The 12,936-nt window shown below is 35.0% G+C and carries 12 protein-coding genes; 10 read left to right on the top strand and 2 right to left on the bottom strand.

The annotated features are described in order from the left end of the window. Window positions 1–59: 59 nt before the first annotated feature. From HCX49_RS09755 to HCX49_RS09735, 5 genes are all read left to right on the top strand, one after another. On the top strand, window positions 60–1,178 hold the full coding sequence (locus tag HCX49_RS09755) for a hypothetical protein (protein ID WP_168126923.1): 1,119 nt from the start codon (window positions 60–62) through the stop codon (window positions 1,176–1,178). 161 nt (window positions 1,179–1,339) lie between these two features. Beyond that, the gene (locus HCX49_RS09750) at window positions 1,340–2,152 is read left to right on the top strand and encodes a hypothetical protein (protein ID WP_168126922.1); all 813 of its coding nucleotides are present in this window, start codon (window positions 1,340–1,342) and stop codon (window positions 2,150–2,152) included. 199 nt (window positions 2,153–2,351) lie between these two features. Continuing rightward, window positions 2,352–3,098: a WG repeat-containing protein gene (locus HCX49_RS09745; RefSeq protein ID WP_168126921.1), complete on the top strand. Its 747-nt coding sequence runs from the start codon at window positions 2,352–2,354 to the stop codon at window positions 3,096–3,098. 74 nt (window positions 3,099–3,172) lie between these two features. After that, complete coding sequence (locus HCX49_RS09740) at window positions 3,173–3,466, top strand: hypothetical protein (RefSeq protein WP_021189955.1); 294 nt, start codon at window positions 3,173–3,175, stop codon at window positions 3,464–3,466. A gap of 43 nt (window positions 3,467–3,509) precedes the next feature. After that, entirely contained in the window at window positions 3,510–4,187 is a 678-nt protein-coding gene (locus tag HCX49_RS09735) for a hypothetical protein (RefSeq protein ID WP_168126920.1), read from the top strand. A gap of 47 nt (window positions 4,188–4,234) precedes the next feature. Here HCX49_RS09735 and HCX49_RS09730 read toward each other — a convergent pair whose 3' ends face one another. Both HCX49_RS09730 and HCX49_RS09725 read right to left on the bottom strand, forming a co-directional pair. Then, window positions 4,235–4,393, bottom strand: coding sequence for a hypothetical protein (locus HCX49_RS09730; protein ID WP_165902415.1), 159 nt, complete (start codon window positions 4,391–4,393; stop codon window positions 4,235–4,237). Between the two features lie 26 nt (window positions 4,394–4,419). Continuing rightward, window positions 4,420–5,625 (bottom strand): glycosyltransferase family 4 protein, encoded by a 1,206-nt coding sequence (locus tag HCX49_RS09725; protein WP_132773821.1) that lies wholly within the window; start codon window positions 5,623–5,625, stop codon window positions 4,420–4,422. Window positions 5,626–6,026: 401 nt separating this feature from the next. Between HCX49_RS09725 and HCX49_RS09720 the strand changes: the two genes are divergently transcribed. From HCX49_RS09720 to HCX49_RS09700, 5 genes are read left to right on the top strand one after another with little or no spacing between them, the layout of a single operon-like run. Then, window positions 6,027–7,493: an ATP-binding protein gene (locus HCX49_RS09720; protein ID WP_132773823.1), complete on the top strand. Its 1,467-nt coding sequence runs from the start codon at window positions 6,027–6,029 to the stop codon at window positions 7,491–7,493. Window positions 7,494–7,500: 7 nt separating this feature from the next. Next, window positions 7,501–11,097, top strand: a complete 3,597-nt coding sequence (locus HCX49_RS09715) for a response regulator (protein ID WP_168126919.1) — start codon at window positions 7,501–7,503, stop codon at window positions 11,095–11,097. Between the two features lie 16 nt (window positions 11,098–11,113). Further along, a complete protein-coding gene (locus tag HCX49_RS09710; protein WP_021188095.1) occupies window positions 11,114–11,485 on the top strand; it encodes a response regulator in 372 nt (123 codons plus the stop codon). Next, complete coding sequence (locus HCX49_RS09705; protein ID WP_168126918.1) at window positions 11,486–12,316, top strand: CheR family methyltransferase; 831 nt, start codon at window positions 11,486–11,488, stop codon at window positions 12,314–12,316. It begins immediately after the preceding gene. Window positions 12,317–12,328: 12 nt separating this feature from the next. Next, the gene (locus tag HCX49_RS09700; protein ID WP_132773827.1) at window positions 12,329–12,892 is read left to right on the top strand and encodes a chemotaxis protein CheB; all 564 of its coding nucleotides are present in this window, start codon (window positions 12,329–12,331) and stop codon (window positions 12,890–12,892) included. The last annotated feature ends 44 nt before the right edge of the window (window positions 12,893–12,936 follow it).

The raw sequence follows: 12,936 nt of genomic DNA, 5'->3' as shown, positions 1-12,936 counted from the left end.
TTTCCGATCTGCGGTAAAGATATCTGGCAGTTGAATTACTTTTCAATTAATAAATATAAATGATGATAAAGACATCTTTAATGGTATGTGTTATGATGATGGGAATTTCTGTATCGGCACAGCGGAAGGGTTATCTTCCGCAGGGAGAAAATCAAGAAAGATATAAAGAAATCAGTGGACGGTACGGGAGTAATGACGGCATCTGTCTTTTTGAAGATGGTACTTTTATGCTTTATGGCTATGCTACAGCAGTTTTTGGGCATTATGGTTTTGAAAAGGACTACTTACTTTTTTATACGGATAAACAAGATCTATTTGAGATCTATGCCCACCAAGATCCATCTCTAGGCGCGGGAACGAAAATGGCTTTTGTAGGTTTTGAAGATGGAAATACCTATGTCAAGTTTGATAAAGACAGTGTACAGCAAGTGTTTAATGACGATGCGAACTGCTTTAGTAGCCCATTTGTATATGAAAAAAATACTTTTCCGAGAAGTATTAGTTTATATGCCGCAGAAAATAGTCAGGACGATTCTCTAGCTTCATGGAATTATCAGAATGATAAAGGCTTTAATAATTTTGTGCTCGTACACAATAAAGCCCGACGAGAATATGAAGATTTTTCCGGAGCGTTATATAAGAATGAAGATAATCAATTGGTGATCCAGCTTTCTAATTATGGAGGGGAAGACGGTTATAAGAAACAGGAAAGTGATCATGAATGGAATGATATCATGATGATGAAAAATGAATATCTTACATCGTTTAAATCACGTGATTTTATGCTTGTTAATAAGCATTATGGCACTTTTGAAAGGGATCTTTCTACCTATCGTCTGGACAAATTTACTAACCAGTATATGCGGCAGGATGACTCGGATAATGATGCCTATTATGAAGATAATGTGTATCAGGATGATCGTATCTTGAGTCAGTTTCTTAAACAGAATCTTATGGATAGGGTTATGAAGGGACGAGAAGAATTAGTATTTTCCGATTCAACTATCTTTTTCAGTAGCTGTACTGAGATCGAAAAGTCATATCGTTATAAAGGAAAAGTATTGAAGAAGGTCGATGATGAAGAGCTGAAGGAGGTTGTGGCACCTCTTATCATGACATTGCCGGTCGAACAAACTAATACGGGGAATGAGAAAAATAGTAAAAAGATCCATAAATAATATAAACCTTCATAGACGATGTAATCTTTCTCTTTGTCCTAGATAGATCAATGTGTACATGGAATAATTTCTTTTTAATTGAGGCTATGCGCTAAAAAATTCAGGTTGTTGCTTATATACTTTGATACCATACATTGATGATATTTTGAAGTCAATTGATAATGAGTAAAAAAAATAATTCTATCAGTATTTCGAAAAAAAAGTTTGGAAAGAATAATAGTGCCATTTCATTAATTTTTGTCATTATGTTTTCTCTTTTAGGAGTCATTGGCATTATAATAGATTGGAAAAGTGGACTTTCCGGACTTGCTTTAGTAACTGTACTATATGTTGTTCATAGCTTCGTCAAGTTCAACTATTTTCTCTACTTTATTGGCTTGTCCTTTGTTGCTATATATCTGTTGAGTGAATGGCAGGATATTGAATTTTTACAGATCGTCCTTTCTTCGATTTTTCTAACTTTTTTATTTTTCATAAAATCGAGTTATCAAACTTATAAAGCACTTGATAGTTTTGAAATTTTCTATTTGGATAGCAGAGAGCTACATTGTTTATCAACGGAGAATGATGCAGATTATAAAGGCTATGCACTAGATCCTAGAAGTTATTTAAAGAAGTATGCTGCAGAAAAAATTAGCGCTATCTCTTTCAAAAGAAAAGATATGACCATTGCAATAGATGATCTATTGATACGACCTAGAGCGCTAACAACAATTGATCTAGAACAGATTTACGATTTTGTAAAAATTAATTATCCAAATCTTTTAAATAGAGACGAGTTTATTCAACAAAATCTAAGTAAAGAAAATCAATATTACATTCATAAGATTTATATTTTTAGTCCTATCCTCGTTTTGGCACTTGTTATCTATTTCTTCGGAGATAATGGTAAAGATCATATCCTAACGCTTTGCTGTTTAATATTAATGGTTATTCTGCCAGTTGTCATTAGTAAATTTTTAGCAAGAGTATGAAGTGTACTTTTTAGTATTAATATTTTCATAGCTAAATCATATACTAGTTTTTTCGTTTAAAATAATCGAACACGGATTGTAAGATCTCTTAAGCGAATTGTAAACCCATCACAATATTGTCGATGTTTAAGGTATTTTTGTAATAGTAACAATTGAACATCATCGAGATTGCTAATGGTGTCATTTTCAAATTATATAAATGAACTATTTATTATTATTTTTCTTTACGATTTTATCTGCCTGTACCAATAATACGATACAAAAGCAGGACATGCGAAAATCTAAAATAGTGCAATTGCCAGGACATTATAATGTGCAGGATAATGCATGGGAAAACAGCGATCCCAATTATGATGCTTATTCTTCATTTGGAGAAGATCTTTATGCCACATTCAGTAAGTTGGATAAAGATGGAAATAGTTTGGGTCTGGGTCTTATTGATAAGAGTGGGAAAGTTATTATACAGCCTATTTACAGCAGTGTAACGATGCGCATTAGGACGGAAAATGATTTTTTCGTCGTTAGTGATTCCCTTAATAATTATGGTATAGTCAATAGCGAGGGTGTTGAAATTGTAAACCCTCAATTTGATGATATCTATTTTGGGAATAATGCGGCCGATTCGATGGATACAAAATTTGGATTGATAAAAGTCAGTAAAAATGATAAGAAGGGCTACATCAATGCCGCTGGTCAAATTATTGTTCCGGTAAAATATGATGATTTATTTATGATGGGCAAGAATGGCTTGATCATGTTTCAAGTTTTGATTCCTATAGGTAACGGTAACAATACCGCTAAATGGGGAATTATGGATTTTAATCAAAAAATAATTAGCCCACCTCGTTTTTCTTATCCAAGTCGTTTTGAAAATGGTAGCGTAACACTTGTATCAGAAGGTATAGAATATGATGTAAATGAAAATGGAATAATTAAAAAAAAATAATGAACACTTTTTTTTAAGCCTTATTATGTATCATAATAACGTTGCGAAAATCTGCTTATTAAAGCTATTGAAAAATGAAAGATTTTTTTAAAAATAAAATAACGATCTTTTTTACGTTAAGTGCATTATCGATTTTGATCGGAATTTTAATTGCGATTGTATTAGCTACGGGGGTTTCTGCTCCAGATAAGTTAGCCGCGATGTACATTTTTTTTGGACTGATTCCTGTTTTGCTCATCATTGTGATTGACAGAATCTGCGTTTGGAAATTTGGAACAAGAAAAGTAAATAAAATTCAGCTTTATATCCTGATCTGTTTTATTGGTCTGTTTGTAATCAATTGGATAAGACTACGATTGCAGGTGTAAAAACCTCAGTAATATAAATAATTAAAACATAAGATAAATTTAAATGAAAAGTAACAAAACCAAAATGATTCTTTTAGGAACAGTAGCTGTATTAATCGTATTGCTTATTGCTAGTAATTTTATATATATCACGCCAAATGAAACATTGCTCTATAAAGCGCAGCAATATGTAACCTATTCAAAAGCTGATTGGGAAAATTATGAAGAAAATAAAAGAATATTAGCAAATAATCCAACAGACGGTAATATTCAAACTGAGGTAGCTGCGGTAGTTTCTCCTGATGATATTTACTCGTTAGATACGAGCCGTGTGGCACCTGAAGTTGTTGCAAGTGAACTTGAAAAGATTAAAAAAGCAAATTTTGATCGTCTTGTTGAAGCTAAAATTAGACCTGATCATGAAGATGCACAGGCTGCGTTGATCCGCCATACTGATGGCCGATTAACGGACGTCATTATTAATCAAAAGATCAATATAAAAGTTGGTAAGTGTTACGATAACCCAAATACAGATGGCAATTACAATTGTGTAAGCTGTATGATTTTGTTATATAATAGAGATAAGAAAGATTGGCAGGAAGCACCTGATGGAGATAATTTTCTTAAGCCCGCGTATGATTTTTATCAGCCGTCAAAAGGCGATATTTGGGAAGCTAAAGATCTGACGATGCGTATTCCATTTGATTATGATCTGTACAAAAAGTTTGAAGGTAAAGAATAAATTTTTGAGCTCAATAATTGGAATGTAGTGCCATGATAGTCATGGCACTACGTGTCGTGATTGTCCACTTCATTTGGATTTGGCGGAAGCGGATTCGTGTCTTTTTTTGGTGGTGTACCGGTATTGCTTTTCACTTTGTTCTGAGATAAATCATTAGATTTCTCTTTGGGAATTTTTGCTATTGTTTTTAGAGCTTTATTTTTCATATAAACAAATCATTGTGGTAGTTTCATTATGAAGATAGTCTTTTATTGCTGTGAAATATGTTCGTAATGTTGTTTTGCTGAACAGTGTCATTGAAACAAATTGTTGAAGTTTTCGATGCTGTGCATAGCTCATTCAGTAACTGAAATTGTTTCTTTCCTACATTTGCCCAAGACATTTGTTTTCCATATTCTAAAGCATTGTTTCTGTAATAGTGCATTTTCTCAGGTTGATCTAAAAGATCATTGACAACTGACGAAAGTGCATGTGCGTCATTAAAAGGAAAGAATAACCCACGGTCATCTGCTAAGAGGTCTTTAGCATACCAATATGGAGTTGAAATACAGGCCGCTCCAGCGCCCAGTGCAAATGACAGTGTTCCACTGCTGATTTGGTTTTCATTTGGGTAAGGAGTGACATAAATATCGCAAGCGCTCAAATATTCCTTTAATAGTTTTTCGGATGCAAATTGATTGACAAATTGCACTTTATGACCAATATTACGGGCCATGACCATATCCATCAAATCATGTCTGTACGCGTCACCTTCATGCTTTAAAACATTTGGATGTGTTGAACCTAATATAATATAAACGAAGTCGTCATTCTCAATTTCAGAAACTGCCTGAATCGCTGTTTCAAAACCTTTGCTTTTACCTAAAAAGCCGAAACTGAGCATGACTTTTTTATTTTGAAATCCTAATTTTCTCTTCGCCATCTCTTGGTCGCAATCGAAGTTTGGAACACCGTGTGGTATTAGACTTACCTGACTACGATCAATTTGATATATTGTCTCTAGCATATTGATGGCACGACTCGTCATAACCGTGATTTTACTGCTATACTGCGCTAGTTCACGGAGAATACGGTATTCATTATGATGCGGATGTTCCAGCACGGTATGTAAGTTGGTAAGAATGGGTACATTTAAGTGTTGAAGTAAGTCAATAATGTAGCTCCCTGTTTCTCCGCCAAATATTCCGTACTCGTGTTGGATGATACAGGCATCAAATGCATTGTTGATGACATCGGCAGCCTGAATATAACTATCTAAATTTTCTTTCTCTACGATATAAGTTACTTCTTCAGGAAACACATATTCCGAACCATCAGATACCGCAAATATGTGATGATCATTCGCTAAAGATCGTGGCAGGGAGTGATATAGATCATGTGAAAACGTTGCAATTCCGCACTGCCTAGGTGGGTAAGTTCCAATAATAGCTATTTTCATTTTTTAGTATAAATTAAATCCACAAGAATTATTGAATGATATGGAATATTTCTGTACATTCTTCTTGTATTAAGAACAGGGTAAACGCTGTTAAGTTCAATTCGAATCGAATCCGATGATGTAAACAGGCATTTATTCTTATAAACAGGTATAAATTACTGTTATCACCGAGGTTGTCTCTTTATTTGTCAGTAACTCATAGAATTATCGTTTAAATAATTCCTTTTTATTGTTCATAATTGGAAAATATCGCTTTTTGCAAAGTAATATTTTTGGACCAATATAGTTTGCTTTGTGTCTAGGTGTCATTATTAAAAAATAAAATCCTATTTTTAGACTTTATCATTCGAATACCTGTGTTTACACGATTGTTGTTTACAGACGAATTGAACTAAACTGCTATGATTTTAATTGTTGACGATCAAGAAGCGAATATTTATTCACTTAAGAAATTACTCGAATCTCAAAATTTTTCAGTTGATACTGCGCTATCTGGAGAAGAGGCACTAAAAAAGGTTTTAAAGAATAATTATGCATTGATTATCTTGGATGTTCAGATGCCTGGAATTGATGGTTTTGAAGTTGCAGAAACGTTATCCGGTTTTAATAAAACTAAAGATGTTCCGATTATTTTTTTGTCGGCAGTCAATAAAGATAAAAAGTTTATTACTAAAGGTTATGCATCAGGTGGAATAGATTATGTTACGAAGCCTATTGATCCAGATATTTTAATGCTGAAAGTGAAGACTTTCTCTCGTTTATATGAACAGACGGTAGCTTTAAATGATATGCAACAGGTGCTTCGATTGGAAATTGAAGAACGGAAAAAAGCGCAGCAGGAGTTAAAGGAACAAGTAGAAAATTTGCATTCGACATTAGAGTCGCTACCACAGTTGGCATTTACGGCAAATGGAGATGGTGAAATAGAATTTGTGAACAGTAAATGGCTATCCTATGCAACATCAAATAAATTTCCTACAACGCATGCTGATGATCCGGATATACATGTATCTTGGGCAGAAGCATTAATTGCTGAAACACCAATCGAACTCGAGGTTCGTATAAAAGAATTAAAAGACGAGCTTTTCAGATTTCATTTGTTGCGGATTATTCCGATTAAAGAAAAGAATAATCAGGTTAAGTGGGTCGGTACCTTTACAGATATTGACGATCAAAAACAGATGGAAAAGAAAAAGGATGAGTTTTTGAGTATAGCCAGTCATGAATTAAAGACCCCATTAACCAGCATTAAGGCATATGCCCAGTTATTGGAACGAACAATTAATACTGCTAAAGACGTCACCGCAGTCAAGTACATCAATAGGGTACAAAGCCAAGTAACCAAACTTAGCGGACTTATTACAGACTTGTTGGACATCTCAAAAATTGAAAACGGGAAATTGAAGATTACAAAAAAGAATTTTGATTTTGAAAACTTACTAACCAATGCTATTGATATTATTTATCAAACCCATGAAAATAATTCCGTTACTATTGAGAGGGAAGGTGATCGAATAGAAGAGCTCTTTTTAGGTGATGAAGTTCGGATTGAACAGGTCTTGATCAATTACTTGACAAATGCCATTAAATATGCGCCTAATACAGATCGAATCATTGTACGTACAGAAAAGGAGGATGATCAATTAATCGTTAGTGTAAAGGACTATGGTATCGGTATTCCTGAACATAAGCAAAAGAATATATTTGGTAAATTTTATCGGGTAGAAGAATCTTCGGTGCGATTTCAGGGACTTGGTATAGGCCTTTATATCTGTTCGGAGATCATAAAACAACATAATGGTACGGTAGGTATCCAAAGTGAATTGGGCCAGGGATCTACTTTTTATTTTACTCTACCTTTAAATTAGTAAGAAAATGTCTAAACCATTTTTAAGAAATTTACAGATTGGCTTTGGTTTTTCCTTGGTTCTGTTATTGGCAAGTTCTACTGCATCTTATATAAGTATTAAAGAGCAGATCAATAACCGTACAAAAGTTGATCATAGTCGGCGCGTCATCGCATCAGCAAATAAAATATTAAATGATTTGCAAAATGCAGAAACTGGTCAACGGGGGTTTCATCTCACCGGTAAGGAAGCTTTTTTAGAGCCGTATATTAATAGTCAAAAATCTTTACCTCAAGCGCTAATCTTGACAAAAGAACTTGTGACTGATAACCCTGAACAAAGTCAAGTAGCGGACAGTCTATCTTCATTAGTGACTTCAAGACTTGGGATTTTAGCTAATCTCATTACAATAAAACGACAAGGGGGAGAGGTCTCTTTATCACAATTGGAAGAGGGTAAACAATATATGGATAGTTGCCGTGCTATCATTGCCCGGTTTATTGATGTTGAAGAGGTTCTCCTGAATAAAAGGTCTGATGAGCTCAATAAATCCTCTTTTTATACCTCTATTTTTGTCGTTATTGCGGCTATTGTTTCGTTGTTGATAACTATAGTTTTTTATTTACGTATTCGAGAAGATTTTATTAAGCGAGAAGAGTTACAAAAGTCTTTGACAAATAAAGATGAAGAAATCAGCAGGAGATTAAAAGTTACGCAACGTATAGCAAATCAAATAGCTAGCGGTGATTATACGGTCAATGTGAATGATACGGAACAAGATGATTTAGGAAGTTTGGGAGGCTCTTTGAATCAAATGGCTGATGCTTTAAAACGATCATTTGATGACTTAAATAATAATGAATGGAGACAAACAGGTCTGGCTCAGCTAAATGAAACTCTTGTTGGAAATAAAACAGAACAAATCTTAATAGCCGATGCTTTAAACCAGCTAATTAGCTATGGAAATTGTACCAATGGTGCTTTTTACCTTTGGGATCAAGATCGTATTGTGCTTAAAAATGCATATGGTTTAGAAGACCGTATGGTAAAGTCCCTATCGCCAGGAGAAGGTATGATTGGCCAGGTTTTTAAGGAAGGAAAAGTTAAACGATTTGAAAATCTATCGAACAGTGATTATGTCGTGAGTTTTGCCAGCGGTCAATTTCGTATCGATAATGTGCTTTTATTGCCTGTTTTTGCGGATTATCATTGTATAGGTGTTATTGAATTGGGATCGATCAATGCTGTAGAAAATGTAAAACTACCTTATTTCATTGAAGCAACCCGCAATATAGGGATTGCGATAGCTGCAGCGAAAAGCCGTGATCAGGTACAGCAACTTCTGGAAGAAACGCAAACGCAAACGGAAGAACTGCAGGCACAACATGCTGAATTGGAAAATTTAAACACGGAGCTCGAGGCGCAGACTCAAAAATTACAATCATCTGAAGAAGAATTGAGAGTCCAGCAGGAAGAACTTGTACAGTCCAATCACGAATTGGAGGAACGGTCAAAATCTCTTGAAGAAAAAAACCATCTTATCGCCGAGCGTAATCTAGAGATACAGCGGAAAGCTGAAGAGCTAGCGCTGAGCACAAAATATAAATCGGAATTTTTGGCGAATATGTCACATGAACTTAGAACTCCGCTTAATTCTATCCTTCTCTTATCACGATTGATGTCAGAGGATACGGACGGTAATTTGAATGAAGATCAAATTGAATCAGCAAAAGTTATTCAGAGTTCAGGAACAAGTTTATTAAGTTTAATAGATGAAATCTTAGATCTTTCTAAGATCGAATCTGGTAAAATGGAACTTGACTATCAAGATGTGAAATTACAAGATATAACGCATGATTTGCAGAATCTGTTTTTACCATTAATCAAGGAAAAATCACTTTCTTTTGATGTGTCTATTGATTCGAATATTTCTGATACGATAGAGACCGATCGTTTAAGATTAGATCAGGTTTTAAGAAATCTGTTATCAAATGCTGTTAAATTTACGTCGGAGGGTAAGATAAGTTTATCAATTTCTGAAGATAAAGATCATCCCGAGAATTTAATTTTTGAGGTTAGGGATACTGGAATTGGCATAGCTGAAGACAAGCAGAAAATTATCTTTGAAGCCTTTCAGCAAGCAGATGGGTCAACACGGAGAAAATTTGGCGGTACTGGACTAGGACTTTCTATCAGCCGGGAAATAGCGCGCCTCCTTGGTGGTAAGATTTTATTGACTAGTAAAGAAGGAGAGGGTAGTGTCTTCAAACTATTTATTCCGAAAAGCAAAACTTCTGACGTAATAAAACCATCGTCTGAGCGATTGATCGATATCATTGCTTCTGATATAGATGAAATGAAGAGTATCGTTGGTGAAGCAGTTTCTCCTAATATAGTTTATACTATTCCTGAAGAAGTCGAAGATGATCGCGATCATATTGTAAAAGGTGATAAAGTTATTCTTATTGTGGAGGATGATACTGCATTTGCGAAGGCTTTGCTCAAATATACACGTAAACAGAATTATAAAGGGGTAGTTGTGGTAAGAGGAGATATTGCTGCAGAATTTGCTGCTCGCTATTTGCCCTTAGCTATTTTGTTGGATATTCAGTTGCCTATAAAAGATGGCTGGCAGGTTATGGATGAAATAAAAAGCAATCCACTTACTAGACACATACCTGTTCATATCATGTCTTCACTTCAGGTCAAAAAAGAGAGTCTACTCAAAGGTGCTATAGATTTTATTAATAAACCTGTTGCCGTTGAGCAGATCGGGATCATGTTTAAAAAAATAGAGGATGCGCTAACGCGTTACCCAAGAAAGGTTCTGATTGTTGAAGAGAATCCTAAACATGCTTCAGCACTTTCTTATTTTTTGAGCAATTTTAATATTACTGCCGAAATTAAGACAAATGTTGATGAAAGTGTTCAAGCATTAAGTTCGGATGGCGCCAATTGTGTGATTTTGGATATGGGGGTGCCTGATAAGATTGGTTATGAAACTTTAGAAGCAATCAAAAATAATAAGGGTTTGGAAAATCTTCCTATTATTATTTTTACAGGAAAAAATCTGTCACATGCAGAGGAGGTCAAAATTAAACAATACGCAGATTCTATTGTTATTAAAACGGCCCATTCTTACCAGCGAATTTTAGATGAGGTAGGACTTTTTCTTCACTTAGTTGAAGAAAATTCTGCTGACGTACAGAAAAGAAAAGTGAATAAGCTAGGTTCTCTGAGTGAAGTGTTAACAGGAAAGAAGGTTTTGATCGCAGATGATGATGTAAGGAACATATTTTCATTGTCAAAAGCATTAGAAAAGTACCAGATGAATGTTATATCAGCTACAAATGGGAAGGAAGCTTTGGTACAGCTAGAAAATAATCCGGATGTATCTATCGTTCTGATGGACATGATGATGCCAGAAATGGATGGTTATGAGACGATCAGGCTAATGCGAAAAAATCCGAAATATTCAAAATTACCAATCATGGCTGTTACGGCAAAAGCAATGACTGGTGATCGGGAAAAGTGTATTGTAGCAGGTGCTTCTGATTATATATCTAAGCCGGTTGATACTGACCAACTGTTATCTTTACTCCGCGTATGGTTATATGATAATTAAGAGCATAAAATAGGTGATGAAGAAAGCTAAGTTAGTATTGATTATTGATGATGATAATCGCAATATCTTCGCATTGCGATTGGCTTTAAAGTCGCGAGGATATCAGTCACTTTCCTGTAATAGTGCCCAAGAAGGCTTTGAATTATTGGCTAATAATAGCGATATTGAGATTGTTTTAATGGATATGATGATGCCCGATATGGATGGTTATGAAGCTATTCAGGTGATTGGGGCATCTGAAACTTATGGTCATGTTCCCGTGATTGCAGTAACAGCTCAAGCTATGCAGGGAGATCGTGAGAAGTGTTTGGATGCTGGTGCTCGTGCTTATGTGCCAAAACCAATAGATTTAGATCTATTAATAGGTATAATTGAACAGAATAGTTAGATGTGGGAACCGAGTATTATAAAAAATGAGGATATCGAGTTGCTTTTGACAGATGTGGCAGAACGGTATGGTTATGATTTTACACAATATAGTAAAGCGTCATTGAAAAGGCGATTGAATCGACTATGTCTGATCGATAAATTTACAAGCTTTGCAGAACTGCGATATCGGGTGATAAGCGATCCGGAATATCTGCTACGGTTTGTTGAGGAAATTACCGTCAACGTCACCGAAATGTTTCGGGATCCAAATTTTTATAAGGCTTTACGCGAGGATGTTTTTCCACGGTTAGGTACTTATCCCTTTATAAGGATCTGGATAGCGGGCTGTTCTACTGGAGAGGAGGCCTATTCGATTGCAATTTTGCTTAAGGAGGCCAATTTATATCATAAATCATTGATTTATGCCACTGATATAAATCCTGGAGTCTTAGAGCGGGCAAGTAGTGGGATGTTTCCCATCAGTCAAATGCAACATTATTCAGAGAATTATATTCAGTCTGGAGGGATAGAGGATTTTTCTAAATATTATACCGCTAATTACGATTCTGTAAAGTTTAACGGTGATTTAAAAGATAAAATGATCTTTTCAACACACAATTTAGTATCGGATACTTCTTTCAATGCATTTCAGCTAATTCTTTGTCGGAATGTGCTGATTTATTTTGACAAGGATTTGCAAAATAATGTTTTTGATTTATTTGATGAAAGCTTAGATACGCTGGGATATCTGGCATTGGGGTCTAAGGAAACTATTCGTTTTTCTAATTTGGAGAAAAAATATAAACAAATTAATGATGAACGAATATGGAGAAAAACCCGTTCATCATAATTCTCGTTTCAAATGAGTGATTCAATATTCGTAATTGGAGGTTCAGCAGGAAGTCTCAAGGTGCTGTTGGAGGTATTACCTCAACTTGATACGGATATATTGTTTCCTATTGTTATTATTGTGCATCGTAAATCCTATCCGGGATCTGTACTCAATAGATTATTAGCTAATAGCAGTAAATTGCCGGTTATGGAAGTAGAGGATAAGATGACTATTTTTCCCGGGAGCATTTATATCGTTCCGCCTGACTATCATATGCTTTTTGAAAATCAAACCCTGGTATCCTTAGACTTTTCAGAAAAATTAAATTTTTCACGTCCATCAATTGATATTACATTTCGATCAGCCGCAGAGACCTTTAAGGAGAATGTTGTTGCGTTGCTGTTATCAGGAGCAAACGCTGATGGGACGAATGGATTGAAAGAGATAAAGAAATATGGAGGAACTATCTTAGTGCAGGATCCAGAGACAGCAGAAATAGATTATATGCCTAAGCAAGCCCTATTGTCTATGGCGGTAGATCTGGTATTAAAACCATCCGAAATTGCGTCTTATATCAATCAATTGCGTATTTAACGCAACTAGCCTTGCGTTAGTTTTTTATTATATTAGCACCTTAT

Origin of the sequence: Sphingobacterium sp. B16(2022) (assembly GCF_012030425.1) — a bacterium.
Lineage (GTDB): Bacteria > Bacteroidota > Bacteroidia > Sphingobacteriales > Sphingobacteriaceae > Sphingobacterium > Sphingobacterium anhuiense.
Note: the sequence above shows the minus strand (reverse complement) of the source record. Positions and strands in the feature narration are given on the sequence as shown.

Excerpts from the sequence above, each read along its gene's own strand:
- HCX49_RS09755 (WP_168126923.1), top strand. The coding sequence starts at position 60 with ATGATGATAAAGACATCTTTAATGGTATGTGTTATGATGATGGGAATT.
- HCX49_RS09750 (WP_168126922.1), top strand. The coding sequence starts at position 1,340 with ATGAGTAAAAAAAATAATTCTATCAGTATTTCGAAAAAAAAGTTTGGA.
- HCX49_RS09745 (WP_168126921.1), top strand. The coding sequence starts at position 2,352 with ATGAACTATTTATTATTATTTTTCTTTACGATTTTATCTGCCTGTACC.
- HCX49_RS09740 (WP_021189955.1), top strand. The coding sequence starts at position 3,173 with ATGAAAGATTTTTTTAAAAATAAAATAACGATCTTTTTTACGTTAAGT.
- HCX49_RS09735 (WP_168126920.1), top strand. The coding sequence starts at position 3,510 with ATGAAAAGTAACAAAACCAAAATGATTCTTTTAGGAACAGTAGCTGTA.
- HCX49_RS09730 (WP_165902415.1), bottom strand. The coding sequence starts at position 4,393 with ATGAAAAATAAAGCTCTAAAAACAATAGCAAAAATTCCCAAAGAGAAA.
- HCX49_RS09725 (WP_132773821.1), bottom strand. The coding sequence starts at position 5,625 with ATGAAAATAGCTATTATTGGAACTTACCCACCTAGGCAGTGCGGAATT.
- HCX49_RS09720 (WP_132773823.1), top strand. The coding sequence starts at position 6,027 with ATGATTTTAATTGTTGACGATCAAGAAGCGAATATTTATTCACTTAAG.
- HCX49_RS09715 (WP_168126919.1), top strand. The coding sequence starts at position 7,501 with ATGTCTAAACCATTTTTAAGAAATTTACAGATTGGCTTTGGTTTTTCC.
- HCX49_RS09710 (WP_021188095.1), top strand. The coding sequence starts at position 11,114 with ATGAAGAAAGCTAAGTTAGTATTGATTATTGATGATGATAATCGCAAT.
- HCX49_RS09705 (WP_168126918.1), top strand. The coding sequence starts at position 11,486 with ATGTGGGAACCGAGTATTATAAAAAATGAGGATATCGAGTTGCTTTTG.
- HCX49_RS09700 (WP_132773827.1), top strand. The coding sequence starts at position 12,329 with ATGAGTGATTCAATATTCGTAATTGGAGGTTCAGCAGGAAGTCTCAAG.